This window comes from Streptomyces sp. NPDC059718 (assembly GCF_042733315.1).
Taxonomy (GTDB): Bacteria; Actinomycetota; Actinomycetes; order Streptomycetales; family Streptomycetaceae; genus Actinacidiphila.
On sequence record NZ_JBHWGA010000070.1, the window covers coordinates 14075 to 40816 of the forward strand.

Here is a 26742-nt window from a genome sequence, read left to right on the forward strand (position 1 = left end):
GCCGCCGCTCAGGACGAGAACCACAGCGGGCGCGACGCGCGGAGCTTGCCGATCAGGTCGGCGCACTCCCCGTCCAGGTCAGCACGGTCGTCGCCCGTACCGCCCCGGCCCTCCTAAGGTCACGAGGGCGCTCTTCCCCGGTGCCCGCAGAGGTGCAGTGGTGCTCTCGGGCCCAGTGTCCAAAGGTAACCGTCGGGAGCGATGCGGGCGTTGCGGGGAGCGCCGTCCGCCGTGCATCCTGAAAGGCTCGCCAGGGTGGGGGGCGTTGGGGGGTTGAGATGGCTGAGGGGGCGATTCTCGATGGGAGTTCTCCGGCGGCTGTGCGTGATACGCGGGTGCTCATCGGTTGCCTGCAGGAGCTGGTGAAGGGGACCGAGAGGGCCGTACGCGACTGCGTGAAGTATTCCGACGTCGTGTGGCTGGCCGACCTTCCCGAGCGGATGCTCTCTTCGGGTACGGCGGCCCGCACCCGGCTGGTGACGGCCAGGCACCGTCCGCCGCTGGATCCGCCACCACTGCCGAAGGTGCTGCACGGCAAGGTGCCGGCCGCCGCGGCTGCCGTGGCGGGCCCGCATCCCCCCGCGCTCGGTGAACCTCCCGTACCCGCCGGCGAGGCGTTCCAGCCCGAGCCCGTGCGGGGTGCCGGACGCTCGGAGCCGGGCCCGGCCGGGACGCCTGATGCTGAAGCCGGGAATGCGAGCGGCGGGGAAGTCCTCCGCGCGGTGGCACAGTGGCCTCCCGAGGTGGTCAAGGCCTATGAGAAGTGGGCGGAGCGGTGGCGGCGCTGGGCGCAGGATGAGCTGGAGGCGCAGCCGTACCGGAGGCAGTACCAGCAGCTGTACCGGATGGCGAAGAAGGTTCAGCAAGATAGTGATCACTACGAGGTGGTGCTGGCCGTGGGGCTGGTGCAGATCGGTGCGGAGCGCCCGTCTGCCCGGGTGCGGCGTCATCTGCTGACGGCTCCGGTGGCGCTTGCCGTGGATGCTGATTCTGTCGAGGTCACGGTGTCACTGTTGTCGGACGAGTCGTGCCGGCTGGAGGACACGGACTTCCTGAGTGAGTCGGACGGCTACACCTCGGAGTTCATCGCGTCGGTGCGTGCTCAGGTCGAGGAGGTCGGGTTCCATCCGCTGGACGACCCGGCGACGGCGGCTCTGCAGACCTGGGCGCAGCGGGCCTTCGGGCTGGATCGGTCGCTGCCTTTCGATGCGGGCGTCGAGCATCCGGACCTGACCGAGGAGGCCGGGGCGGGTTGGGTGCACCGGGCGCCGGCTTTGATCCTGCGTGAGAACAGCAGGCGCTCGGCGATCGGGTTCTACGAGTCCATCGCACGCCACCTGAAGAAGCCGGGCGCGCGCAGCCCGCTGGGGCTGGCGCAGTTGCTGTATGAGCTGGAGCAGCCGCAGCGGGTGGCGTGGGGCAGTGGAGGTCGTCCTGTTCCGCCGGCGCTGGGGCCTGAGGCGCTGTTCCCGATGGTGGCCAACGCTGCTCAGCGTGACGTGCTGGACCGGCTGCGGCGGGACACCAGTGTGGTGGTCCAGGGGCCGCCGGGCACGGGCAAAACCCACACCATCAGCAATCTGATCGCGGCGCTCCTGGCGGAGGGCAAGCGCGTCCTGGTCACCAGCGCCAAGGACCAGGCCCTGGAGGTGTTGCGGAACCAGTTGCCGCCCCGGATGCGTGATCTGTGCGTTCTGCAGCGCAATCCGGGGCAGGGCGGCAGGTCCGATGTGCAGCGGTCTCTGGCGGCGTTGGCGCGTTTGCGTGCCACCACTGACACGGCCGTGCTCCGGCAGCGTATGGAGGACGGTGAGCGGGATCGGGTCTCGCTGCAGGCTGAGCAAGCCGCGCTGCGTGACCAGTTGCGGGCTGTGCGGGAGACCGAGTGGTACGTGCACGGGGAGGTCGCTCCTGGCTACCGCGGCAGGCTCGACGACATCGTCACGGCCGTGGAGGCGGCTGCCGGGGACTACAGCTGGTGTCCGCCGCTGCCGGACCCGGGCGAGCCCTGGCCGCCGGTCACCACCGATGAGGCAGAACGCATGGTGACGCTGGTGGCACGGCACGGCCGCCAGATCCTGGAGTCCCCGGCGCAGTCGTGTCCGGACCCGGCTTCTGTGCCGGCGCCGCAGGACGTCACGAGCCGGCTGACCCGGCTGCGGGATGCCGAGCAGGCACTGACCGCTCTTGGTTCACCGCCAGAGGCGGAGGAATTGGCGCAGCATCTGGCGGAGGCCAGCCCGGACCGGCTGGAGGGTCTGGAGGTGCTCTGCGTCCGCGCGCAGCAGGCCCTGCAGCATGTGGGGCTTTCCGCCGATCCTGGGACCTGGGCAGAGCGGGCGTGGACGAGCCGTGCTCTGCACGACGGGCTCGCCCAGCACCGGCAGACGCTGTGGGACAGCGTCCGCATGGCGTCCCGGCGGGCTCGTGAAACGCAAGGACGGATCGCTGCCGGTGCGTTTCCGCACGTGGACATCCCGGCCCTGTCCGACAGTCAGGAAAGGGAGTACCTGACCGCAGGCCGGGAACTGGAGGCGCATCTGCGTGGTGGAGGCACGCTCGGCGGGCGGTGGCTGAAGCCTGCCGTCGTCAAGCGGGCCCGCCTGCTGCTGGAGCAGTGCCGCGTCGACGGGATGCCGCCCCAGGGTGCGGAGCAGGTCGCCGCTGTGGTGAGCCATCTGCAGTTGCGCTCCCACGCCCGGGTCCTGCGCGAGCGATGGCAGGGTGTCGGGGAGCCGCCCGAGGCGGACGGCATCGAGCAGGTGGTCGCGGAACTGCTGGACCGGGCTGTCACGCTGGAGGCGGTCGATGCCTGTGTCGAGGCGATCCGGCAGGTGCACGGGGCTCTCCCGGCACTCGGCGCCGACACCCCGGTCACGACCTTCGCCCAGTGGGGCATGGTGCGCGAGGCGGTCGGGCGTGCCCGCGTGCTGATTCAGGTAAGGGCCGCCGAGGCGGAGGTGGCCGAGACCGCCCGGGTGCTGCCGGCGCCCGGCCCCCGCACCCCCGGCGAGGTGCAGCATCTGGCCGACGCTGTGGCAGCGCGTGACGCGCAGGCCTATCGCGAAGCCGTCGAGGCGCTGGTGGTGGCCTACCAGCGGGAGGCGGACCGCCGCGAGGCCGGCAAGATCTTCCAGCAGCTGGCCGCAGCCCATCCCGCTCTGGCCGCGGCATATGCCGGCAGTGCCGAGGACGCCGCGTGGCGGATGCGCCTGGCTGGCTTGCCGAACGCCTGGGCCTGGCGACAGGCCCAGGCCTTTCTCGACGCCCACCTTCAGCCGGGCCGGGAAGCACAGCTACAGGGCCGGCTGACTCGTGTGGAGACGCGTCTGCGGCAAGTGGTCGTGGACCTGGTGTGCGACCGGGCGGCGGCCCACTGCCTGGAGCGGATGACCCTCCAGCACAAGCAGGCTCTGGCCGCCTACGGCAGCGCCATCGCCAACGCCGGCCAGGTCACCACCGGATACGGCCGGCGGCACATGAAGAACGCCCGGTCCGCCATGCGGGATGCGCAAGGCGCGGTGCCAGCGTGGATCATGCCACTGCGGCAGGTCACCGAGACCCTCGCTCCCGAACCGGACTCCTTCGACGTCGTGATCGTCGACGAGGCCAGCCAGGTCGGTCTGGACGGCCTGCTCCTGCTGTGGCTCGCCCCGCGCATCATCGTCGTCGGCGACGACCGGCAGTGCGCGCCCTTCTACAACCAGAGCAAGCACGAGCGGATCACCCAGATCTTCGACGAACGACTCGCCGGCCTCAAGGACTGGCAGCGCGAGGGCTTCGACCCCAAGTCGAACCTGTACGACCTGCTCTCGGCCCGCTTCACCGAGGTCGTTCGCCTCACCGAGCACTTCCGCTGCATGCCCGAGATCATCAAATGGTCCTCCACCCAGTTCTATCCGGACAACGAGCTGGTGCTGCTGCGCCAGCACGGCGCCGACCGGCTCCCGCCGCTCAAGACCGTCCATGTGCCCGAAGGACACTGCGAGGGCCGGCGGGAACGGCTGATCAACCGGCCCGAAGCCGAGGCAGTCGTCGATCAGCTGCTGCGCCTCACCCAGGACCCCGCCTACGCCAGCAGCACCATGGGCGTGATCATTCTCCGCTACGGCGCCCAGACCCAGCTCGTGCAGAACCTCATCGACACACGCATCGACCCGGCCGCCCGGGAACGTCACAAGATCACGGTCGGTACCGCCGAACAGTTCCAAGGCGACCAGCGCGACGTCATCTTGCTGTCGATGGTCATCGACGGCGACAACACCCGCGCCGTGACAAGCCGCGATGACCAGCGCCGCTTCAACGTGGCCGCATCCCGGGCCCGGAACCAGATGTGGCTGTTCCACTCCGTCACCCCGGACCAGCTCAGCAGCAAGGACCTGCGACACTCCCTGCTCACCTACATGCTCAACCCACCGCCTCCCTACCCGCCCTCACCGCCGCTGGGAACCGTCAGCCCCGACCACGAGCAGGCACCCTTCCAGTCCCTGTTCGAACAAAAGGTCTTCCTCCACATCAAGGAACGCGGCTACCACGTCGTGCCCCAGTGGGAGGTCAACGGAAAGTTCATCGACCTCGTCGTCATCGGAGACCACGGCCGACTGGCCGTGGAATGCGACGGCAGCCCGTACCACTCCAGCCCCGAACAGATCCGCCACGACACCGAACGCGAACGCGAACTCCGCCGTGCCGGCTGGACGTTCTGGCGCATCCGCAGCAGCGCATTCGCCCTGTCACCCCAAGAAGCCCTGACCGGCCTGTGGGAGCAGCTCGAGGTCCTCGGCATCCAACCCATGCCCTCGGTCACCGATCCCCACACCGCCGGGCCGGCCGCTGCCTGGACGCCCGTCGACCTGCCCGACGATGACGGTGACGACGAAGAGGACGAGGACGACCTGGCTGACGAGGAAGCCGGCACCGGCGAAGACAACAACAGCGACGAATAGAACACGGGCCGGCGCGCAAGCTGCCAGACGCCCGGGCCGGGCCTGCCCCCTCCCCGCGGCACGCCCACGCCGGCACAGGTCACTACCAGCAGCGCCTGCGCATCACCCCTGATGCGCAGGCCAGGGAAGATGCGAGGCGACATGACCGACACCGCTGCGGCCGGACCGACCACCTTCGACGACAGCACCCTGGAAGAGATCGCCGCCATGGTCTGCGGCGACGACGCAGGCATGAAATACCGCCGGGGCTGGGAACTGCCCGGCTTCCTGCGCCGAGCAGGCTGGGACGACGTCCCCGACCACGACGGGCCACGGCTGCGCTGGGTCCACGACCTCCTGCGCGAACGCAACGAGGACGCCGCCGGCGACGTGGAAGCAGTCATCCTGCGCCTGGCCGACCGGCGCGAGTACCAGCAGGACCCCAAGGAGTACGAAACCGTCATCGCCCGCCTGCAGGAGGTCCTGGCCCTCGAAGGGCTCCGCATCGCCTACGACAACACCACGCCCACCCTGACCGCCCACGACGGCAGCCGGCCGTCCCAGCCACAGCGCGTCGAGCTCAAAGTCGCCATCACCGACGTCGTCTCCGACCCCAACCTCGCACGCACCGTTCAACTCCGCCTGGACGAAGCTCACATCTGCCAGGAACACGGCGCCTACACCGCCGCCGTCATCATGCTCGGCAGCCTCCTCGAAGGCGTCCTCGTCCACGCCGCCGAAGCCCGCACCGCCACCACACCCATCCCAGGCTCGCTGACGAACGCCAGCCTGCAACACCTCATCGAGCACGCCCACGCCAACAACTGGATCGACCAGGACGCCAAAATCGCCTCCCACCTCGTACGGACCTACCGCAACCTCGTCCACCCCCTCGCCGAAAAACGAGCCCGCCACAGCGCCGACTACGACACCGCCGACCTGTGCTGGTCCACCGTCAACGCCGTCCTCAACGACCTCGCCACCACCAACCCCACCCCCCACACCTGAACCACGCACAAAGCACCTGCCAGCAGGAAGAAACGCCATGGCGGCCGCACCACGCCCAAGCGGCCGCCTCGTCGACAAGCCGCCTGACCCCACAACCCGCAGGAGCGCGATCCCGCCTTCTGCGGGCCAACGCCCAAAGTCCCAGGAGGCCGCCTGCCAGGCTTCTGACGATGCGTAACGCGCATCCATCCTGTGCGTGATTGATCATGTTCGCCCACAGCACTGGCTGCTCAGGCTCTGGTACCGACGCGCCTGCCGGCCCCGGTCGTACGGGGCCCGTCATCCGCCCCGGCTATCCGGTGCAGTCCGACCCGGGGTGGCGCTGCCCCGCGGTGACCGTCTTCACCTGCTCCGCGCTGCCGTGCATGCCAGCGCGTGGGTCAGGTTCTGTGCCCGCGTATCTGGAGCACTGACCGATGACGGTCCGCAAGTCGACTAGCGGACCTCTCGTTCTCAACGCAGTGGCGGCCACCCCCCTGCGGGGGTGGCCGCCACGTCAACGAGTCGTCTGGCCTTCTCATGCGAAGGCCTAACGGAGGCTGGTCTATACAGACTCTCCTGTCTGTAGGCACGGCACGCAGCAGTGGGTCAGCATCGCGGCCCGCCGGTGGTGTGGTCCAGGTGCGTCAGGAAGTCCTCGATCTCGCGCACCAGGAATTGCGTTGCTTCAGACAGTTCGACTCCGGCATCCCCCAACGCCGAATCAACTCTGTCTGCAGGTAGGTGATTACTGGCGGATCGGCATGCGAATGCGCCTAGGACCGATGTAAGGGATTCACCCGTGCGCTCTTTCTCTTGCCCGCTGCATTCCGATAGCTGATCATCCCTCTCGGAGTCGAGGACACTGAGATAGTCTCGCGCATCTTCGTCACCCTTGAGGGCTGCTTTTTCCCACCAGCTTCGCGCTTCGCCATCCCTGTCCAGGAACTCAAGGATTTCAGCTACGCGCCGTGTCTCTTGCGGTGTTGCAGAATCATCGACTTCCTTCTTCAGAAGAGCGTGCAGTTCACGTACTGCACCGATTCGATGATTTCCGTTTCCGCCGCTTTCCGGGCAGGGGGCGGGGGCCGGGGGCCAGCCCGCAGGCTGGCCCCCCTCCGCCTGGACAGGGTCCTCGCCGATCCGAGGACCCTTGGAAACTGCCTGCTCGGAACCTTCGATGAGCAGCCACAGGGCGAGGAACCGGATGGTTCCTCGCTCCTCGGGCTGATGCGTCCAAGTGGACAGGTTCGTCATGCGGTTACCTCCTCGCCGTGTTCGTTGATGGACTTCTTCAGGTTGTTGGTGGCGGCTTTGATGTAGCGCTTCACCGACTCCTCCTTGATCTGGAGGCGCTGTGCAACCTCTGCAGTGCTGAGGTCCTGCAGGACACACAGGGTGATGACCTCGCGCTGCCGTTCGGGAAGGCTTGCGACAAGTTCGTCGATTCCTTCCTTCACCATTTCGTACGCGGCACCGGGAACGCCGATGCCTGATTCAATCTCGGGCAGTTCATGAACCGGTACCGGTACCGTGACCATCCGCTTGTTCCGGCGGAACTGGTCCTTGACCGCGTTCTTCACTGCGGTGCGGCCGTACGCGGCGAGGGACCCCTGTCGTGCAGAAATTTCTTCCCACCGGCGGTACATGTTCAGGTAGGCGACCTGCACAGCGTCCTGGGCGCTGTGCAGGTCGCCCGCCTTGGCCCGGGCCAATCGGGAAAACGCCTCGATCGTCTCGAGGACGAAGGACTCGTAGTCCGCTCCCGGTGCGGCCTCGCTCACGCAGCCTCCCGCGTCGCGATGGCCCGGTGGCCTGCCGGGTCGGCTGCGTCCTTGCGGAACAGCCAGGCCGGCCGCCCCTGCTCGAAGCGGGCGGCGGCGCCGCCGTCGGGCAGGGACTGCGCCATCGAGACCATGGTGGCGCGCTGCTCGCGCTCCACCCTGGTCTCGACGTGCGCCTTCACAAGCAACTCCACGACACCCCGCGCGCGGCGCATCGCGTAGTACAGCAGGAGCATGGCGGGAAGCCCGCCTGCCCCTGCCCAGTACGACCAAGTCATTGACAAGGCCTCCCAGTAGTGACGAACTCGTTGACGAGGACGCAAGGCCCTCAACCCCTTACACGCCCGCCGGACGCCGAATCCGGATGCCGGAGACCAAGTTTTTTCCCAACTGCCCCCGCTGCCCCGGATGTCACACTGTTTCCGCAGGTCACAGCATCGGGAGCGGGCCAGAAAAAAATCAGTGCTGCGACGGGAAGGGGATCCGCGGGACGCCAGCGTGTAGCGCACGGGCGCCAGGGCTGTCCCCAGGACGCCCGAACGGCATGGCAGGGGCGGCCCGGGATGGGAGACCTGACACTTCGGGCCGGGGCAGCCTCGCCTGCAACGCCAGGAAGGAAGGAAGGAAGGAAGGGGCGACCGTGGGAGAGATCGCGCAGGGACTGGAGCGCGCGCTGCACACGCGACCCGTTCCCTCGAGCACCTCCGCTCGTCTGCGGTTCCTGCTCACGACGTACGGTTCGACCCAGCAAGTCGCCGCGGTACTGGGAGTGTCGCAGCGCACCGTGCAGCGATGGGTGACGAACAAGCCCGGAGCCCGGCGCACACCGGGCCTCCCGCAGGCCGGGGTGATCGAGGAAGCGGTCCGGACCAAGTCGCAGCCGCGGATCCGGGCCCGGCGGCGTGCCCGGGCCGAGACGGAGGGCTTCGCCCTCCATGTCAGAGCGCGGTTCGGGTTCGCCGCCTCCGCGGGGTCCTCCGACGATCCACGCATACGGCAGATCACCCAGTACCTGCAGGGGGAAGTAGCCCGGGAGCTGTTCGCCGCCCGTGACGCCGGCGCAGGCGAGGCGCAGCAGATGGTCATCCTGGCACGGGCGCTGGGTCACGCCTACTTCCGTGACGGAGGCCGGCGCGTCCACGGTGTGCACGTCGCTTTCAGCAACGTCGAGTTCGCCATCGGCTGAGTGCTGAAGGGCAACTCACTCCCCCGTGCTCTTGGGAGCTGGGCCGTCCGGCCCGGGGTCAGCGTGTGGGTGGGGTCCGGTGCTGGGTCAGCATCGCGGCGTAGCGGCTGGCTTCCTGTCGCTCGCGCCAGTCCCAGTGGACACGGCCGGCCGGGCCGTCCACGACCGGCGGACCACCCACACCATCGGCGAAGCCGAGGTCGGCCAGCGCCCGGTCGTACCGGCTCGGCTCCACCCGGCCCGACGCCGCACGGGCGACCTGAAGGACCCGGCCCTCACGCAGACTGTCCTTCACCGCGCGGTGCAGCGTCGCCAGCGACGGCACGAACTCCGCTCCCCAGCGTTCCAGCACGCCCTCGTCCTGCGCCTGGAGCATCCTGCGGCGCAGCTCTGCGACGTTCCCGCCCGCTTGGGTGAGCACCTCCCACAAGGCGTCGCCCACCACGAACCCGCCCTGCCGCGGCCGAGCCTCCACCCGGCCCTCACGCCCCTCGGCCAGCCAGCGCCACGCCGTCCGCTCCACCCGTCCCGTGTCCACCGGGACAACCGGAACAGCAGCCGCCTCCCCCACCAGGGACTCCGGAACCGTCACACAACCAACCCCACCCGCCCCAGCCGCCCACCCACACCAAAAACGGCAAACCCGACACAGCAGGACCGCCGTCTGCTAGCCGCCCCGTGACAGCCACCTGGTCACCCCATGACAGCAGGCAGTCGACACCGCGCCGCATGCCCGCATTCAGGCAGCCGAACAAGTGGTGACCTATCTCAGCGAAGGTGCACCGGTCTCACCGAAGATTGACGACTGGGCTGTTCGTCTCACCGAAGTTTCGCCAAGCGGAGGGCAAGCTGGGCCTGGAAAGCGGCAGCACGCAACTGGTTCTGCCCGCAGGCGCAAGGCGGACTCACGCCCCATGGGTCCAAGCCCCCAGCAAGGTCACCGAGCCGCGTTGCTCAGCCCGCCCGCCGCTGCCGCCACCTCCCCTGACACAGGCCCCTCGACCACCAGCGCAGCGACCTTGGTGACGGCCTCCCAGTGCGGGGACAGCAGTTCGTCAGCTATTTCCCAGTGCCGCCAGTAATCGCGAGGGGCCAGCTCTGCGCCGCCGTCCACCTCCCGGGCCAGGCGCCGCGCCCGTTCCCAGTCGGCCGTCCCGCCACGCTCCGCGAAGAGCACCCGCTCGGACGTCAGCATCCCCGTCACCCGCTGGGACCACTGGTGCGCCCTCACGCCGGCCGCGAGCACCGTCAATGCCGTCTTCCTCGTGGCTCCCGCGAACGACACCCCGACGTTCGCGCCCTCCACCCGGGTCACCGTCCCGCAATCGCGAACCACGGAGGTGGACTCAAGCTCGATCGACGGGACGTGCACGCCGAGGAGGAACGCGGCAACGGCGTGCCCGGCCTCGTGGATCGCGACCGCGGCCTTGAGGTTCCTTAGGTCCAGCCCTTCACCGTGCTCTTGGCAGCAGACGATCCGCTGCGGCGGCGGGTTGAAGTACGGGCCTTCGTCGCCCCAGAAGTACGGCGGCTGCACGCTGGTCGTCATGGTGCGGAGTGTCTCAGGGACACCGTGCCGTCCATCACCCAGGTGTTCTGGTGCTCGGGCCAGCTGAAGTAGGGGACCAGTCAAGGTTCAGTGAGATCGGTCAACAAGTGGGAAGCGGTCGTCTGCTAGACGAAAGTTCAGATGCCGCGAACACCTCGACCCCCGAATACACCTCGCAAGTAAGCGCCCCGGAACGGAAGCCCGTCCCGGGGCACTCACGAGGAACTCGGATTACGCCGCCGAATCCAGGGCGTCGAGACGGGCCGCACCAAAGTCATGCAGACCGTCCACGGCTGTCAGGCCCGACGGCGAAAGCGGGATGCTCTTGTCGGCGAGGAGGAGCAGCCGCTCCTTTTCGGCAGCCTTCAGCCAGGAGTCGACCTTGGTGACGCGGTGGCCGGCGTCCATCCAGTCCGCGAGTGTGGTGGGGTCGGCGTGGCAAGCACGGAGGAAAGCCCTGGCCTGCCGGGGGTCGACGGGGAGACTCGTGCCGTTGATGATGCGGCGCGCGGTGGTGCGAGGGAGCTCGCCGGTGCCGGCGGCCCGTTCCATCTCGCCCGGGGTAGGCACGCCTCCCCAGATGTGCTGATCACGTAGGGCCCGGCTGAAGTCGGCAGCGGATGCGACGAGCAGGGGGGCAGGCGCGGTGTGGACGTAGTAGGGCGCGCGGACGGCCCGGCGCGCACGGATCCACAGCTTCTGGGCGTCCATCATGGCAACCGCGAGCGCGCCGATGAACTTCTCCTCCTTGCTGACCGTCATCTCGACGAACATCTCGACGGTGTCCCAAGCAGGGACAGTGCGACCGCCTGCGGCGGCGCGCTCGAGCGTCGCGGCAGACTTGCCGGTACGCCAGGACAACTGCCGGTAGGTGACGCCCGCCGCCGCTCGGCGGCCGCGCAGGAAGTCCGCGAGGTCCCCGGACGCTGCGACGGAGCGGTCGACGGGCAGCTCGGGCCGCCCCGCTGTGACGGCCACGTCAGCGCCCCGACCTGCGGTAGGCGTCCAGCGCGTCCAAGGCGCGGCCGAGCCGGCCCGTGGTACGGCCGCTGGTGATCACCAGCAGGAGCACGACGGCGCCGATGCCGCCGGCGCCGCCGAGGAGGAACAGCACGTCCTCCACCCGCATGCCCAGTTCGGCGAGCACCGCCGCGGTGACGATGAAGAAGATGAGCACAAGCGCGTGCGCCATGCCGAAGCCTGCGCGCTCGGGCACGTCAGGGAGGTCGCCAGCGCCGGACGGCTGCTGCGGGGAGGTCGCGTCGTACGCGACAGGAGGAAGGGGCGTGACGCCCATGATGATCACCTATGCCTGATAAGCCGTCCGGCGATCACAAGATCGCCGGACGGTGCTGTGAACTGGCTCCAACTGATCCACTCCTCGCGCCGTACGGGAGTTGGCGCTCCCAGCACGCGGAATGAACTTGCTGCCATTCATGGTGTCAGTCGCCTAGACCACCAACGGCCCACGCAGGAACATTGATTCATCAGCGCACCAAAGCATCAAGCTGCAAATGGCGCGTCTCACCCATGGTGGTTCCGGGGAGCTGCGAAGTAGTGGGCACCCGCCGAAGTTCCTGTTCAGCGCGTTGCAAAGCGCCCTACCACAAGAACCCGCAGACGCTGGTCCGTCCTACCTCTGAACCCCGACGCACGCCCACGCACGACCTGGGTTGACTCACGACCGTGCCCGTTGCTGGCGGACATGACCGAGGCCTCATCGGCACACTCGACATCACAAAGACCGGCCCACAGATATCGGGACCGGTCAGCCCTGATTGCTACTGGCTCCAACCGATGCACCAGGGAACCGAGAGGGTGTTGGCGCACCCGCTCAACGAAGCCGATGCCAGCCCATCAGCGAGGGTAGTACAACCCTCCGGGCAGCATCGGCTTCGCACTACCGCCGCATGGCACACCCGAATGTGCCGCCCACAGCATCAACAGGCAGGGCGAGAACCAGGCTGATACCCGCTCACCAGCACCGCATTGGCAGCACGGCCCACTACCACCCGACGAGCACTCCTCATGTGCCTGTGCACGATGCTGGAAACGTGTCCGGCGAATACGGCCACCCAGCACCGTACCCCGTGGGGCACAGCCCGAGCGGATACGGGCCTCGGCCTGGGCCCGGGCGCCGGCAATGCGGGCAGGCCAAGCAGCTCCCAGTCCCTGGAAACCCCGGCCGCGGCAGATACAGCGGGCGGCTCGCACCCCTGGCCCTCGATGCGGGCGATGCTCCGGACCAACAGCGATGCAGCGGCCCCGGACGCCACGCCGTGCCAGGGGGCGCTCCGGGGACCGCATGCGGCGCTACCGGGCCCGGCTCGGCCCACCCCCGTTGACGCCCGCGCGCTCCGGGCAGACGTGCGGCGCACGGATGTCCCGTCTCAGTGAAGTTTGACCGTTCCCACTGAAGTTTGACCGGTGCCCTGCGTTCGCGGCTGTTGAGGCTGCGGGGGTCGGGGCGACAGTGGCTACACCTGCGCGGGCAATCGGTGATGAGGCCCCGCGTACCCTAGCTGGGCCCTGACCTGCAGTGACTGCTACGCGTCGGGGTGCCGTCGTCGGTCGTGATGTCGACGGCCGTCCCCTGTACGGCGGTCATGCCGAGACTCCCGAGGAATCAGCGGCGGTAAGCTGGTGCCCCCGGCGCCGCATGCACGTCTCATGCTGCCACGCAAGATCCATACCTTCGTGACCGGCCTCGTGGCCTCACTCGAACCGCGAGGTGTCTCCCGCGCCCCGCCGTACGATCTCTGCCACGCCGCCGGAGAAGTCGACCACCGTCGTCGGCTCGGTGCCGCAGTCCCCGGAGTCGACCACGGCATCCACCGCGTGATCGAGCCGGTCCTTGATCTCCCAGCCCTGGGTCATCGGCTCCTCATCGTCAGGCAGCAGCAGTGTGCTGGACAGCAGCGGCTCGCCCATTTCGGCCAGCAGCGCCTGGGTGACCACATGGTCCGGGATGCGCACACCCACGGTCTTCTTCTTCGGGTGCAGCAGCTTGCGCGGCACCTCACGGGTGGCCGGGAGGATGAAGGTGTAGCTGCCGGGCGTGGACGCCTTCACGGCCCGGAACACGTCGTTGTCCACCTGCACGAACTGGCCCAGCTGCGCGAAGTCCCGGCACATCAGCGTGAAGTGGTGCCGGTCGTCGAGGTGGCGGATCGAACGGATCCGGTCCATGCCGTCCCTGCTGCCCAGCCGGCAGCCCAGCGCGTAACAGGAGTCGGTGGGGTATGCGATGAGCGCTCCCGACCGCACCGCGTCGGCGACCTGGGCGATGCTGCGAGGCTGGGGGTTCTCGGGGTGCACGTCGAAGTACTTGGCCATCTGCCGAGCTTATGCCGTACCCGGGTGCCGCACTCGCGGGGCCGCGCCCCGTCGTCGCAACTACCGCTTCGGACACGGACAAGACCTGCCACCCACGCTCCTGGAAGCCGCAGCCAGCAGCTGTGTCAGGCGAAACTTCGATGAGACGAACAGCTCAGTCGTCAATCTTCGGTGAGACCGGTGCATCTTCGCTGGGACAGGACAGCGGCGCACGGACGCGACAGGTACAGCTATCGGTGCGACCGGGACCGGTATAGGAACAGCCACCCCCACGACAGCCGAACCGCCCCACTCTCACCACTAAACAGCAGCCACCTGGTCACCCCATGACAGCAGAATGAAACAGCCTCTACAGCCGCGACCAGGTCTAACCACCCCAACCCCGCTGACACCCACCCAATGCCACCAACGCACCCACTCACATCTGGGCATGGTGTGGTCCCACTGGGACGTCGCCTGGCAGGAAGGACTGTCAGCCGCCACGGAGTGGGCGGCCGAGCACGGGCACCTGCTGCCGCCCGCCACAGCAGTCTGGAACGGCTACCCCGTTGGCGTCTGGACGAAGAACCAGCGGACCGCCGGACGGCTTGCGGACACGATCGCGCAGCGGCGTGAGGCAGGGCTGCCGGTCGGCTCCACCGCCGGCGCCCTGTCGGAGGAACGGCTGGACGCGCTGGAGGCGATCGACCCGTCCTGGTGCCCGTCCTGGCCCGTGGTGTGGCAGCGGTGCTACCGGCTGTGCCGGGCCCTGATCGAGAACGGCCAGCCACTCCCCACCGTCCCGGGCCAAGTGAGCGTGCAGGGGGAGGACCTCGGGGCGTGGGTCCAGGCACAGCGCCACGGGTGGGAGCAGCTGCTGCCCGCGCAGGCCTGGATGCTTCAGAACATGCTCCACCTAGGCCCGGCGGACCCGTCGGAGAGGCCGCAGGCGCCTCGTACGCAGGCGGGCAAGTGGGCGGTGAACCTTCGGCGGCCCGGCAGTTCCACGCCCGCGAGGGAGCCCTTCAGCCGCCCCGCAAGCACGTCGAGCAGCTCGCTGAGCCCGACGGGACCGTGACCGACATCAAGCTCGGTCAGTTCGTGGACAACACGCGCCGCCGCGCCGACAAACTGACCCCAGAACGGCGGGCCGAACTCAACGCACTCGGCATGCGCTGGTAGCAGCAGCACTGGGAGAAGGGCCGAGGGAACGTGCGGAGCTGTTGCGAAAGGGAGCTGGCAGGTATGGAGGCGCGGCCAGCTCGCCTCGGACTGCGACAGCGGGGGCGCGCCGCTGGCCGGCAAGGAAGTCGCGCGGCCATGGTGCGGCGCCGACAAGCGGCATCGCCGCTCCGGCCGGGGGTCCGGCCGGAGCGGCGAGGGACGGCCAGTACCGTCAGGCGCTGAATCGCGGTGTCAGAGGCGGGCGCAGCCCAGCGTGGAACTGTAGTGCTTCATGCTGTCACGGGTGTTCGGGCCGTAGACGCCGTCCGCGCCGAGCCCATAGTCCTCCTGGAGCAACTCGACGGCGGTCATCGTCTCCAGGCCGTAGTAACCATCGATGGTGAGGTAGCCGTAGCTCTCGCAATTCTTCAGGCTCCGCTGCAGCGCCGTCACGGCCGGGTTTTGTGTGCCCCTGTCGAATACCAGATTGCAGGTCAGGGTCTTGCCGCTGCCGCTGTTGTAGGCGGGAACCGTGACGGAGTGACCCGAGCTGATGGAAACAGCCTTGGTGGTGTTGCAGGTCGGGTATATACCGGCCGCGCTCGCGGAGGGGGAGACGGAGACACCGCAGGCGAGTACCGCTGCCAGGGCGCCCAGGGCAGCAAGGGCGCGAGGCTTGTTGCGGGGCGTGCGTGAAGACATCATGCTCCTCATGGGAAGTATCGGGCAGGCGTGCTTGATCACGCTGTGAGATCAGTAGGTCGGGTGACCTGCGAGGTTGCACGTCACGCTCAGACGCAGTCGTACTTGGCGCCGGTTTCGTTGCTGTAGCGGGCCCACTTCATCTTGGCCAGGGTCTCCCGGCCGTAGACGCCGTCGACCGCCGCGCCGATCCTGCTCTGGACGTCACGCAGTGCATTCCTGGTGTCCGACCCGAAGATGCCATCGAGTTCGAGCTTCTTGCCGTAACAGCTGTTCATGTTCTTCTGCAGGGCCCTGACGCCCGGACCGGTGTGCCCGGACTGCAGGTAGCAGTAGATGGTGTTGTTGGCGACGTTGATCGGGTACACAAAGTGCCGGCCCGTCGATCCGTTCTGCACCGAGGCCGCTCCCGTGCACACCCCGTCCGCCGCGTGGGCCGGGACGGCGGCGGACGCCACTCCCATCAGGGCCCCCAGCAAGGTCCCGGTCGCCAGAAGCGCCCTGCTCCTGCCTGTCCTGCGCATGCCTGTCGTTCCCCTCCGTGCGAGAAGCACTGTCGTTTCCGTGGCAGCCCGAGGACGGCTCGCGGTGCTGTCCCGGGGCTCGGCCATGGACACTAGCGGCACCATAGGACCCGGTCTTTGTCATATGTGCAGGCTTCTTTGTCCGCCGTGCACCGTCTCCGGTGAGGGTGTCGGACGAGGGCGGTGATGCCTTTGTGCACGCCTGTCGAATTAGCTGCACGTTGTATGACAAGACCGTCAAACTGAGGTCCGGGTGATCGTTCGACGGGTGACGCGTAGGGAAACGGGGCAGGCTGGCGTCAGGCCGGCCGGGTGGCGGACGCGGGCAAAGAAAGGTGCGGCGCATGAGCCCGGTTCTGGACACCGCGTTCACGCCACCGCAGGACCGGGAGGAAGTGGTCCGGAACGCGGTGCGGGATTCCATCGTGGCGGTCGACATCGATCACGGTCCGCCGACCGACGGCATCTCCGTCCGCCTGGGTCTCGGCACCGTCGGCCCCCTCCGGATCTGTTCGGCACGTGCGACCTCCGTCACCATCCACCGGACGGAACGGCTGGCCCGGGAGGACGAGGAGCCGGCCGTCTTCCTCGGCGTGCAGATGACGGGGACCAGTCTGGTGGTGCAGAACGGCCGCGAGTGCGTGCTGAGGCCGGGCGAGTGCGCCGTCTACGAGTCCGTCGCCCCGTACACGCTTCTCTTCGACGAGGGAGTCGACCACCACTTCCTGCGTTTCCCCCGTGCCGCACTGGCGCTGCCCGAGCGGCTGTTGAGGGATGTGGCGGCGGTCGCCCTGGGGCCCGGCAATCCCGTCGCGCGGCTCGCCTTCACCTACTTCTCGCAGTTGGCCGTCAGCGACGAGATCCATCAGGGTGATCGGGACGCCGAGTCCGTCGTCACCCCCAGCATCGAACTGCTCCGCGCCGTCCTGGCAACCCAGCACGGCGACTCCGGCCTGACCAAGGCGCCGTTGGAGGCGACGCTCACCCAGCGGGTCACTCAGTACGTTCAAGCGCATCTGGCTGACCCCGATCTGTCGGCCGCACGGATCGCCGCCGTCCACGGCGTCTCCGTGCGACATCTCTACGCCGTACTGGCCCGCTCGGGCATCACCCTCGGCGACTGGATCCGTACACGCCGGCTGGCCGAGTGCAAGCGGGATTTGGCCGGGCCGCACGGGCCCCTGCGCACCATCGCGGCGACCGGACGGCGCTGGGGTTTCGTGGACGCGTCCCACTTCAGCAAGGTGTTCAGGCAGACATACGGAATGTCGCCCCGGGACTGGCGCGACCTGAACCACCCTCGCACGTCCATGTGACAGCCTGCCCGCGGCCGAGTCCCGCGTGGCCGGACGCGGCGGCCGAGCGTCTATCGGCGCCTATCGGCACGTTCGAATATTCGACTGTGCGAAATAACGTCCACGAACCCACCTTGGGACAGACGGGGTTGAACCGTTCAGGGTGCGATGGGGACACCGACAGCGGCGCTCCGTCTTCCTGCAGCCGCCATACGGCACCCCACACCCCCACCGCGCAGCCCCGACCCCGGACGCCGGGCACACCTCGGCGGCCCACCCCATAGACCGCCCCGCCACAAGCCCAGCGCAGCGGCTCCCAGGCCCGCCCCAACGGCCGGAGAGACGGGCGCCCCCGCGCAGAGATCACCTGCCACCACACCAACACCCCCCACACGGGAGAAGTCCGTCCGGCTGGTCGTCGGTGCGCATCAGGCGCCAGGTGTTGCCGTGCCCGTCGTCGATCACTTCAACGTCGCCGCGACAAGGCGGCGGGCGCCCTTCTTCGAAGAGGAAGACCAAGCCGACCGAGCGGCAGCGCAGACATAACAAAATGTCCCGCGAACTCACCGGAGCATCCGAACCAACCTCGTGACAGGCATCCCGCACCCAATGGTGCAGACGTTGACCAGGTGCCCTCTACATGACGTGAATGACGGCGCGGTACTCCCTGGCCACCATCTCCACCTCACGGGAATACCTGTTGAGGTACTGCTCGACGGAGACGATCTCGCCATCAGCCGTAATTTCCGCATACGCCCGCGCGAAATCGTAGGGCTGCGTGATTGAGGAATAGACGCATACACCCTGCTCGTTCTCGACCCAGATGCGGCGCTCATCGACCGCAGATGATCTAGCCCTGCTGGGGCCGATCTTCTCTAGGAGCACGTAGTGAAGCCCGAGAAGGTCCAGCAGCTCTCGGTCGCGCTGCCACATCGTCCCTGCGTACATGTTGCTGATCAGGCGATGCGGGTCTCCGTAGACGAGCTGTACGGCTTCAGGGAGCGGCATGCCCTGCCCGTTCCAGCACAAGGCACCACGCACCGTACTCGGCAACCCCTCGGCTCGTGTGGCTTCCCCCATGACCATGGGCAGGAACTCATCCAACCGATCCGGCCACCCATGGATGATTGTTTGCAGGAGGTCACAGGGGTTGTAGACGTGCAGCCCTACGTCTCCGTCCTCGACCTTCTGGCTCACGTCGTCTAGCCAGCCGCCCACCAGCGACTCCCACTCACAGTTGCCGGACAAGCTCTGTCGGACTTCCCGCCGGAACCCATTCCAGCGGCTGGCAACCTGCGGACTCGCCGAGCCTGTGTAGAGAATCTGGCTGTCGCCTCGATCGTCCCCGCTGAGGAAACGGAACAGGTCCCGCTCCTCGAAGGCCGCTGAGTCATCGAAGGCGCCGGTCCCTCGGAAGCCTCGGATGGCCCAGTTGGGATTGTCGGCGAGGTTCCGCAGCAGTCCCGGTTGAGCAGATTCCATGCCCATGCCACGCAAACGGCTGCTCACAAGACGGTTGCAGATCGCGCAGAGGGCCAAGTACTCGGCGGGGTGTTCGGCAGCGAACGGCTCCGGCCCGTCGTAACCACGCAGCAGAACCTTCGAGGCGAGTGCCTCGTTGACCCGCCCTACCGCCAGATAGAGTCCGAACGGCGCAGGGATGTGTTGCTTCTCCGCTACTCGATCGAAGTCTGCCGCCAGCAAGTCAAGTTGCCCAAGTTCGGCGGCAACCTCGCTGATGATGCTCCAGCCTTGCCGACGTTGTTCCTCCGAGGCAAAGAAGAACAGGTTGTGGATGGGCGTGATGCGCGGCTCGAACGCTCGGGGCAGGAGCGGCACCCGCTCGACCCCCATGGGGTCACCATTGCTGCTCAGCAGAAGCCGGTAACCGCGCAGATCATGGCTCCAGTCCCGTGCGACGTTGCTGACGGCCGTGAGCAGCTCCTCCCAGTCGTCCGGCATCGCCACGATCACGGCCCGGATACGGTCAGGTGCAAGATTCTTCTCCCGGCAGAGAAGTTCGGTGTACTTGGTCACCTCGTGCAGAGCCTGCCGTGCACTGGAGCGGGAGCGCTTCAGCTCGACGACTACCCACATCTGATGACGATCGCGAGCCAGGATGTCGATGCGGCCCCGGGTGCCATGGGCATTGGGCAGCGGGTACTCCTCAAGCTGAACCGGCCGAAGACCCGGTTCGATCAACTCCAGGTTGTGTACGAGCACATCACGCAGCTCGTGTTCAAGAGGCGGTCGCATGATCGAAGGCTAAACCGTAGAACCGACAACGACCCTACGGCTGCGAATGGTTAACGCAGCCATCTCCCGCGTCGGCTGGCACGCGGGACCTGTCCGACCCCGGATCCGCCCGCAACCTGTACGGTTCGGCCGTCAAAGCCGCACGCACCGCGGGAGACCGCTGCTGACCCCCTACCGCAGATTGGCAGCCTGGCCCAGTTCGAGGTGGAGGCGGACTACGCCCTCGAAGGGCTGCGCCTGCTGGTCCGGGCCCGCCGCCGGCGCGGCCCGGACATGCCCGCCATTCGTCGCCGCATGGCTCGCGGCGATCGAGGCTGCGCGCACGCCACCGCGCGCGACGTGGATCCACCGACCGAGCCCTGCGCTCCTACTAGCAGCACACACCGCCCGTGTGTCGGCCGAGGATCCTCAATCCTCCCTTGCGCGCCAACCCGGGCGCGGCAGGTATGCCACCCCAGGCTGAGGCGGCCGGTGCGCGCGTGAGACAGTTGCGGGCCCAACCGGCGCGGTTGGCGCGTTCTTGGCCTTTGGGGGGTCTTCGTTGTCCACGCGTGTCCATCCTGCGCGGCCCGGCGACCCGGGCCGGATAGGCCCCTACCGGATCATCGGCCGGCTCGGTTCGGGCGGCATGGGCACCGTGCACGCGGCCCTGGATCCCGAGGGGCGGCAGCTGGCGGTCAAGGTCATTCACCCCGCGCAGGCTTGCGACGATGAGTTCCGCGCCCGGTTCAAGCGGGAAGTCGAGGTGTCGCGGAGGGTCTTCGGGCCCTGCTTGGTGCCGCTGCTCGCCGCGGACACCGATGCTGCCACCCCTTGGCTGGCAACCGCGTACGTCCCCGGCCCCACACTCGGCCAGTTCATCGCCGCACACGGCCCACTCAGCGGAGCGCGGCTGTATGCGCTGGCGGCCGGGACCGCGGCCGCGCTGGCGGCCGTCCACGCAGCCGGTGTGGTGCACCGCGATGTGAAGCCGGGAAACGTCATCCTGGCCCCGGACGGGCCACGGGTGCTGGACTTCGGCATCGCCCATGCCCTGGATGGCACCTCGGTGACCCGTACCGGCGTGATGACCGGTACCGCAGGCTGGATCAGCCCTGAGGGTTACCGCACCGGAGCCACGGGCCCCGCCGGGGATGTCTTCGCCTGGGGAGCCCTGGTCGCCTACGGCGCCACGGGGCGCCCGCCCTTCGGCACCGGCGCCCCCGACGCGGTCGCCTTCCGGGTCATGTCCGGCAACCCTGACACCGCCGGCGTGCCCGACGGCCTTCTCGACCTGGTGACGTCCGCGCTGGCCAAAGCACCCGAGGAGCGGCCCACGGCCGCGGCACTGGCAGAGCAGTGCACGGTGCTGCTCGCCTCCCAGACCACCCAGGTTCTGCGCGAAGGGGCCGAAGTGCCGACCCTGGTGGGTGACCTGGTGACGGCCGGGTGGGACCTGCCGGACACCGAGGACGACACGACCTGGGTCATGGCTCGGCGGCGGATCACCCGCCGCCGTACGTGGCTGGTCGCCGCGGCCGGTGTCACCGCGTTCGCCGTGGCCGCGGGTGGCGCGTACGCGTTCGCCGAGCAGGACCGGGACAGGCGGCACAGCGGCTCAGGGGCCGGAAAGACCGTGGCGGCCTCCGCTACGGTCTACCCCGGCGGGCATTCGACTTCGGCAACCGTCTCCCCGGCGGCGGGCACCCCAGATGCCGTGCACGGGAAGAGCACGCCGACGGTGAGCGCGTCGGCCACGTGTCTGCCGGTCACCTTCAAGTCCCCCCAGGGCCCGGCGAGCTGCGAATCCAAGGCGGACATCTGCACGGTCGGATCCCCGGCCTATGTCAAGGACATCAACAGCCTATGTGGCGGTCCTCCCGCCCTGCAGAAGGTCAACATCATCTCCGAGCCAGAGACTGGCGGAGACCCGGGCATGTCGTACTGCGTCGCCTGGACCGGCAGCGGCGACGGCACCTCCCGCGACGCCGCGCTGCTGATGAACGCCCCCGGATACCAGTGCGGCGCCGACCTGGTGAACCCCGCCGACGCCCGCGTCACGAAACCGGGGGACTACTCGATCGTCTTCTACGACACCCCGCAGGACTGCACGCCGCAGTACCCCGGAACCCGCATGACCTACCCGGCCGTCCTCGACTACAGCGGTCTCGGATACCAGCGTCCGCCGGAGTACGTCTGCCTCACTGAGCACGTCGGCGCCTGACAACAGGACCCCGTGGGAGCACCGCCATGGCCAAGGATGCGGCCGGACCAAGCCAGCCGGGCCAGCGGCGGACCCGTCAAGGGGGTAGCGAGCAAGCCGCAACCGGGTGTAGGAGGCCTGGCACTGGGCGTGTCCGGGGATCCCGTCTCCGGACACGGGACACCACTGGATGGACCTGCTCGTGGCCGCCGGGGTACTCGGCACTGTGGGATGGGTTCGCCTACGGTATGCGGTGAGGTGTCCTATCCCGCAGATTGACGGGGTGCCTGGTGCCACCCTTGTTTGCAATCGGACAGACAACGCACCAGGGAGCGGGCCATGACATCGCACGCCACCGACAGCGGCACACAGCTGATCGCCGGAGAAGTACCGCTCGCCACGGTCATGGACCGGCTGCGCCACAACCGGCCGGTGTTCCACTCCGAGGCAGATCTGCAGCACGCTTTCGCCCGCACCCTGTGGGAGATCGCGCCTCACCTGCACTCCCGGCTGGAGGTCCGCCAGCCAGCCTCGGACCGCATCGAGCACCTGGACCTGCTCTGCATCGGCCCAACGGGCCGGACCGCCGTCGAGTTCAAACACTGCACCCGGGCATGGAACGGGACGGCCGGCAACGGGACAAGGGAGGAGCAATACGCGCTCACGTCCCACGCAGCCATCGACCTCGCCCGGCTCGGCTTCATCACCGACATCACCCGGCTGGAACGCTTCTGCCACCGCCCCGACCAGAACGGCCTCGCACTCCTCGTCACCAACGTCCCCGCCCTGTGGACAGCGCCCTCCCCCACCGCAAAACCCAGCCGCGACCAGATGTTCCGCCTCCATCAGGAACACACCCTCACCGGCACCCTCCTGTGGGGCACGCCGGACCGGCCGCACGAGAAGAACACCCGCACCCTGCACGGCACCTACACCATGCGCTGGCAGGACTACTCCCTACAGGAAGGCACCGGAGGCGAGTTCCGCTACCTGCCGACCTTCGTCAATCCACAACCGTCATAAAACGCTGTTTCTCTTGGCTCGCTGGTCACGGTGGGCGTCTCGTGTGAGGTGTCCTGGAAGCGTTCGGGGTGGCAGCATCGCCTCGTCATCGCTGGTGCCAGGGGAGGGTGAAGTCGTACTTCAGGGGGATGAAGTGGTGCGGGCACTTCTGGTGGCGGTGGCGACCCTGGAGGATCTCGTCAAGGTCGGACGCGACTCGCAGATGGCTTTGAGCACCCTGGAAGAGATCGCCTTTGAACCCGGCAAGATGGACTCAGAGGAAGGTCAGCGGTTCATCGAGGTGCTGGAACGTGTCGCCGCTTCGGAGCCGGCCCGTGCCGCCTGGATCCGGGACGTTCCGAGTGCGTTGGGCATTGTGTGCATTTGATCAGGCAGCCGCCAGGCGTCGGAAGCAGATGAAGGCGGCGGCTATGCCTACGAGCCGAGGAAGTGCTCGGACTTTCGCTCGTGGCGGCGGTGGAGATGTCGGCACCCGGCCAGCCAGGACACAGTCCGCTCGACCACCCACCGGTTGCGGCACAGGCGTCCGGAGGGCTCGATCCCGCAGCGAGCGATCCGGCGCTGGATCCCTCGACCGCGATCTGGCGGTAGCGGGAGTTCCGCTGGACGGTGGATGGATGGGAAAGCGGGAGTCCGGGGAGCGGGTTGTTCGCAGGGTGGGACCAGAAGCCTTCCGTTTCCTGCCTGAGGCAGGCTTCGCCGGGCCGGCCGACATCAGCGGTGGGATCGAGTACATCGGTCACGGTCTGCGGTTCGGGATCCGCCACTACGAGTGGCATTGCGAAGCGGCGGTGTCTGCGTTCGTGGAGTGGGCGGACGTACCCTCCATGGCGCGGGATCGCGTGTACCTCAATCATCTGTACGTCAGATGCGGGCTCGGGCCACTGAACCATCTGCCCAACACCGCGCGCAACGCCCGTCTGACCGAACTCAGAGTCCGGGCGTTCGCCAGCGTTATGCGTGAACTCCTATCCTTCCTGCTCGGCCCCGACCGCGACACCCTCATGCGCACAGCCTGAGCAGCGGCCGGGCCGCCGCCTCACGATGGTCGCCATGGCTTGACTCGGACTTCCCGTGTAGGCAACGAACAGACCGCATGGGCGGGGTTCAGCTGCGCAGCCAGCCGAACAGTCCGTTGCCACGCCGCTCTCGTTCCCACTCCGCTTCCGCCTCGGCCCGCTCCCGGTCAAGGCGCTCACGCTCGCTGCGGCAGGCCGGGCACTCGGCCCCGGGCGCCAGGCCGTCGCCGTGCCCGCCGTCGTAGTCGCCTGGATGAACGTCGGTGCCGCAGGCCGGGCAGGGCCACATTTCTGCCCGGCGGCGGCGCTGTTCTTCCTTGTGTCGCTGCCTGCGGGCCTCCTTGGCCGCGACGCGGGCTTGTTCGGCAGCCTGCCGGGCGGCACGCCGCTGCTCGTCACGCTGCCGGTAGGCGCGGTGGTCGTCAGGGTTGGCCAGGGCGGCGATCAGCGCCTCGCGGACGTCGTGGCCGAAGCGCCACCACACCGGGCCGTGCGGGCCGTCAGTGGCCAACTGGTCCAAGGTGGTGGCCAGGACGGGCACCGTGCGGTCGTAGGTGCGCCAGCCGTCTGGCGTGCCCGAAGCGTCGGTGTAGGGGCCGGTGTGCCAGGTGCCCTGCCAGTACGGGGCCGAGATGCGGGCCACTTCGCTGATGCGGCGCTGCAGCGCCTGGGGGTTGACGCGTTTGGTGAAGACGATCGCCACCGGCGGGTAGCCCCCACGACGGGAGTCCTCCCATCGTGTCGACCACAGCGGGACCTGGTCTGCTACGTGGTGGCCGTTGACGGTGCGCTGGAAGAAGCGGTGGTAGCGGGCGATCTTGTCCGCCAGCACGGCTGCCGGTTCGGTGTGGTTGTCGACCTCCACGAACAGCACCGGCAGCTGGTCCTGTGGTGCCGTCAGCACCGCGTCGGCGCGCAGGCTGCCCCTGCCGGGCGTTGTGAAGGTTCCGGTGACCGGGAGGATCACTTCCGTCGTCCAGCCGCGCAGGGTGCCCAGGCCGCGAGGCCGGGCGGATAACGGCCGTGGCGCCCACTGGACTGCAGGGGCGGGCTGGGTGCCGGTGGCAGGCCCGGCGCTTTCGGCTGGACTGGGTTGTGTAGGGGCGGGCCCGGCGCTTACGGGCCTGGCTTCGTCAGCGAGGCGAGGGCTGCGGCGGGGGATGGGGTGGGTGGGTTGCGGTGGTGACTGGCAGAACGCGTCGATGGTGTCGGTCACCTTCAGCGCGTGCGCGGCACCGGCCTTCGCCGCCTCCCGGGCCGTGCCGCCCATCTCCTTGGCGGGGCGGCCGAGTTCGCCGGCGGCCGCCGCCAGCCCCGCCGTAGTCAGGTTCCACACCTGCTCCGCCACCGGCCTGCCCGACCGGCCGGGCCGGTTGGCCGATCCCACCGACTCCACCAGCCCCGCCGCCTTCAGGTCTTTGCACGCGTTGCGGACCGTCTGCACATCCGCCGTCCCCGGCAGCACCAGCTGCCGCAGCTGCCCGGCCGTGGCGACCTTCACCACACCCAAAGCCAGCAGCACCAGACCCCGCACCCGGGCCGTCGATCCATACGGCCACCGCCTGCTCCCCGTCACCCCACACCTCGCCTCCCCCGCCGCCGCTCCACATCCCAACCGGCCACCCCCGGGGCCGCACCGGCTCCCCGGCCGCCGCGGGGCGCGGCCGACGGCCCGCGCACGCACAACCCCCGGGGCCGGGCGGGCACCCCGGGCCCCACCGCAAGCCCCACCACGACCACTCCACCACCCACCACTGACACACAAGCACGGGAGTAAAGGGCTGTCGGCACCGCCGCCACCCCCGCGCATGCCCGCTGACCTGCACGAATGCAACACCGGGCACGGGAGGTCACCGTAGGGGAAAACGTAGGGGAAGGCGTAGGGGGCACCGCAGGGAGCGCTGCGGGGGCGGCAGGCACTCCGACACGCCGCCCCGAGCACCACCGGTCCCCGTCAACAGTGCCGCTGGGCGGCGACTCGGCGACGCCAGTCTTGGGGGTGCCAGCCGCGGCTGTCGCGCCGGCGCGTGCCGGGCATTGCTGGCGCCGTCGGCGTACCCGTCGACGTTCACGTGTACGCCGACAGGCCTGCGCGTACACCAATAGCCGCATGCTCCAGTGCATGGTCGGCGCGTGCTGGTTGCTTACCGCTTGACCAGCCGGGCGGGGTCGATGTCCAGGGGGAACGGCTCTGTCACTGCCGTGGTCTGGCCGGCCTGGACCAGCCGGTCGGCGTAGGAGCCGTGCTCCAGGTGCCCGAGGTACAGCCGCGGAGCGGGCTCCAGTTCCAGGCGCCAGTAGTGCTCGATCCCCGCTGCCGCATACAGAGCGGGCTTCATCTTCCGGTCCGCGACGCGGGTGGAGGGAGAGGCGATCTCCACGACGGCGATGACGTCCTGGGCATGCACGGTCACACCGGACAGGTCCACGCCCTCGTCCACGACGGCCAGGTCCGGGATCATCAGGCCGTCCGGTACCAGAACGTTGATGGCGTCGAAGACCAGCACCGGCGCTTTCGCGGTCTCAGCGGCCTGTTCCAGCAGCACGTGAAGGCGGTGGGAGGCCCACTGATGTGCAAGGCCTGGCGCGGGGCTCATCATCAGCGCGCCCCCGACCAACTCGATCCGGTTCCGCGGGTCCTCGGGCAGGGCCAGGACATCGTCCACGGTCCACGGCCCGTAATGGTCAGCGGCGGCAACGCTCACGCTCCCCTTCACCTCCTCGGCTTGCTGTGCTCCCAGTGTGGCCCAGCACGAAGGCGGCGGTCGAGCCGCACGCGTGCAGGGAGCCCGGTCGGCTGAGCCGGGCAGGAGGTTCACGGGGCTGCCTGG

At 68.6% G+C, this 26742-nt stretch carries 22 protein-coding genes and 2 pseudogenes; 10 read left to right on the plus strand and 14 right to left on the minus strand.

Annotation, left to right across the window (positions count from 1 at the left end):
* Positions 1–362 precede the first annotated feature (362 nt).
* Positions 363–4946 (plus strand): PDDEXK-like endonuclease domain-containing protein, encoded by a 4584-nt coding sequence (locus ACFV3E_RS42785; RefSeq protein WP_500541390.1) that lies wholly within the window; start codon positions 363–365, stop codon positions 4944–4946.
* A 141-nt stretch (positions 4947–5087) separates the two neighbouring features.
* The gene (locus tag ACFV3E_RS42790; RefSeq protein WP_500541392.1) at positions 5088–5933 is read left to right on the plus strand and encodes a hypothetical protein; all 846 of its coding nucleotides are present in this window, start codon (positions 5088–5090) and stop codon (positions 5931–5933) included.
* Positions 5934–6521: 588 nt separating this feature from the next.
* Here the strand turns inward: ACFV3E_RS42790 and ACFV3E_RS42795 are convergent.
* Genes ACFV3E_RS42795 through ACFV3E_RS42805 form a run of 3 tightly spaced genes read right to left on the minus strand, consistent with a single transcriptional unit; the run spans position 6522 to position 7974 of the window.
* Positions 6522–7169, minus strand: coding sequence for a hypothetical protein (locus ACFV3E_RS42795; RefSeq protein WP_500541394.1), 648 nt, complete (start codon positions 7167–7169; stop codon positions 6522–6524).
* On the minus strand, positions 7166–7696 hold the full coding sequence (locus ACFV3E_RS42800) for an RNA polymerase sigma factor (protein WP_500541396.1): 531 nt from the start codon (positions 7694–7696) through the stop codon (positions 7166–7168). Before ACFV3E_RS42800 ends, ACFV3E_RS42795 begins: the two co-directional genes overlap by 4 nt.
* A complete protein-coding gene (locus ACFV3E_RS42805) occupies positions 7693–7974 on the minus strand; it encodes a hypothetical protein (RefSeq protein ID WP_500541398.1) in 282 nt (93 codons plus the stop codon). The genes ACFV3E_RS42800 and ACFV3E_RS42805 overlap by 4 nt, the downstream gene beginning before the upstream one ends.
* Before the next feature lie 362 nt (positions 7975–8336).
* Between ACFV3E_RS42805 and tpg the strand changes: the two genes are divergently transcribed.
* The gene (gene tpg / locus ACFV3E_RS42810) at positions 8337–8882 is read left to right on the plus strand and encodes a telomere-protecting terminal protein Tpg (protein ID WP_500541400.1); all 546 of its coding nucleotides are present in this window, start codon (positions 8337–8339) and stop codon (positions 8880–8882) included.
* Positions 8883–8940: 58 nt separating this feature from the next.
* Here tpg and ACFV3E_RS42815 read toward each other — a convergent pair whose 3' ends face one another.
* From ACFV3E_RS42815 to ACFV3E_RS42835, 5 genes are all read right to left on the minus strand, one after another.
* Positions 8941–9420, minus strand: a complete 480-nt coding sequence (locus ACFV3E_RS42815) for a hypothetical protein (RefSeq protein ID WP_500541402.1) — start codon at positions 9418–9420, stop codon at positions 8941–8943.
* Between the two features lie 399 nt (positions 9421–9819).
* A complete protein-coding gene (locus tag ACFV3E_RS42820) occupies positions 9820–10431 on the minus strand; it encodes a hypothetical protein (RefSeq protein ID WP_500541404.1) in 612 nt (203 codons plus the stop codon).
* 231 nt (positions 10432–10662) lie between these two features.
* Positions 10663–11409: a helix-turn-helix domain-containing protein gene (locus tag ACFV3E_RS42825; RefSeq protein WP_500541406.1), complete on the minus strand. Its 747-nt coding sequence runs from the start codon at positions 11407–11409 to the stop codon at positions 10663–10665.
* A 1-nt stretch (position 11410) separates the two neighbouring features.
* Positions 11411–11728 carry a hypothetical protein gene (locus ACFV3E_RS42830; protein ID WP_500541408.1) on the minus strand — a complete coding sequence of 106 codons (318 nt, stop codon included), beginning with the start codon at positions 11726–11728 and terminating at the stop codon, positions 11411–11413.
* Between the two features lie 1418 nt (positions 11729–13146).
* Entirely contained in the window at positions 13147–13767 is a 621-nt protein-coding gene (locus tag ACFV3E_RS42835; protein ID WP_431969182.1) for an L-threonylcarbamoyladenylate synthase, read from the minus strand.
* Positions 13768–14197: 430 nt separating this feature from the next.
* Between ACFV3E_RS42835 and ACFV3E_RS42840 the strand changes: the two are divergent.
* Both ACFV3E_RS42840 and ACFV3E_RS42845 read left to right on the plus strand, forming a co-directional pair.
* A pseudogene (locus ACFV3E_RS42840) lies at positions 14198–14404 on the plus strand (helicase associated domain-containing protein); the annotation flags it as partial.
* A gap of 314 nt (positions 14405–14718) precedes the next feature.
* On the plus strand, positions 14719–14928 hold the full coding sequence (locus ACFV3E_RS42845) for a helicase associated domain-containing protein (protein WP_500541410.1): 210 nt from the start codon (positions 14719–14721) through the stop codon (positions 14926–14928).
* 234 nt (positions 14929–15162) lie between these two features.
* Here the strand turns inward: ACFV3E_RS42845 and ACFV3E_RS42850 are convergent, their stop codons facing one another.
* Both ACFV3E_RS42850 and ACFV3E_RS42855 read right to left on the minus strand, forming a co-directional pair.
* On the minus strand, positions 15163–15615 hold the full coding sequence (locus ACFV3E_RS42850; protein ID WP_361809845.1) for a peptidoglycan-binding domain-containing protein: 453 nt from the start codon (positions 15613–15615) through the stop codon (positions 15163–15165).
* An 86-nt stretch (positions 15616–15701) separates the two neighbouring features.
* Positions 15702–16136 (minus strand): peptidoglycan-binding domain-containing protein, encoded by a 435-nt coding sequence (locus ACFV3E_RS42855; RefSeq protein ID WP_500541412.1) that lies wholly within the window; start codon positions 16134–16136, stop codon positions 15702–15704.
* 344 nt (positions 16137–16480) lie between these two features.
* On the opposite strand from ACFV3E_RS42855, the gene ACFV3E_RS42860 reads away from it, so the two are divergent.
* The gene (locus ACFV3E_RS42860) at positions 16481–17452 is read left to right on the plus strand and encodes an AraC-like ligand-binding domain-containing protein (RefSeq protein WP_500541414.1); all 972 of its coding nucleotides are present in this window, start codon (positions 16481–16483) and stop codon (positions 17450–17452) included.
* A 615-nt stretch (positions 17453–18067) separates the two neighbouring features.
* On the opposite strand, the gene ACFV3E_RS42865 is transcribed toward ACFV3E_RS42860, so the two are convergent.
* Positions 18068–19687 carry an endonuclease NucS domain-containing protein gene (locus ACFV3E_RS42865; protein ID WP_500541416.1) on the minus strand — a complete coding sequence of 540 codons (1620 nt, stop codon included), beginning with the start codon at positions 19685–19687 and terminating at the stop codon, positions 18068–18070.
* A gap of 541 nt (positions 19688–20228) precedes the next feature.
* Between ACFV3E_RS42865 and ACFV3E_RS42870 the strand changes: the two genes are divergently transcribed.
* From ACFV3E_RS42870 to ACFV3E_RS42880, 3 genes are all read left to right on the plus strand, one after another.
* Complete coding sequence (locus tag ACFV3E_RS42870) at positions 20229–21890, plus strand: serine/threonine-protein kinase (RefSeq protein ID WP_500541418.1); 1662 nt, start codon at positions 20229–20231, stop codon at positions 21888–21890.
* A gap of 318 nt (positions 21891–22208) precedes the next feature.
* On the plus strand, positions 22209–22892 hold the full coding sequence (locus ACFV3E_RS42875) for a hypothetical protein (protein WP_500541419.1): 684 nt from the start codon (positions 22209–22211) through the stop codon (positions 22890–22892).
* A gap of 136 nt (positions 22893–23028) precedes the next feature.
* On the plus strand, positions 23029–23259 hold the full coding sequence (locus tag ACFV3E_RS42880) for a hypothetical protein (protein WP_500541421.1): 231 nt from the start codon (positions 23029–23031) through the stop codon (positions 23257–23259).
* Here the strand turns inward: ACFV3E_RS42880 and ACFV3E_RS42885 are convergent.
* Positions 23260–23465 (minus strand): annotated as a pseudogene (locus ACFV3E_RS42885) (transposase); the annotation flags it as partial.
* A gap of 44 nt (positions 23466–23509) precedes the next feature.
* On the opposite strand from ACFV3E_RS42885, the gene ACFV3E_RS42890 reads away from it, so the two are divergent.
* Positions 23510–23911 carry a hypothetical protein gene (locus ACFV3E_RS42890; protein ID WP_500541423.1) on the plus strand — a complete coding sequence of 134 codons (402 nt, stop codon included), beginning with the start codon at positions 23510–23512 and terminating at the stop codon, positions 23909–23911.
* Between the two features lie 88 nt (positions 23912–23999).
* Here ACFV3E_RS42890 and ACFV3E_RS42895 read toward each other — a convergent pair whose 3' ends face one another.
* Together ACFV3E_RS42895 and ACFV3E_RS42900 are read right to left on the minus strand one after the other, a co-directional pair.
* On the minus strand, positions 24000–25433 hold the full coding sequence (locus ACFV3E_RS42895; protein WP_500541425.1) for a replication-relaxation family protein: 1434 nt from the start codon (positions 25431–25433) through the stop codon (positions 24000–24002).
* Positions 25434–26055: 622 nt separating this feature from the next.
* Positions 26056–26616: a Uma2 family endonuclease gene (locus ACFV3E_RS42900; protein ID WP_500541427.1), complete on the minus strand. Its 561-nt coding sequence runs from the start codon at positions 26614–26616 to the stop codon at positions 26056–26058.
* Positions 26617–26742 lie beyond the last annotated feature (126 nt).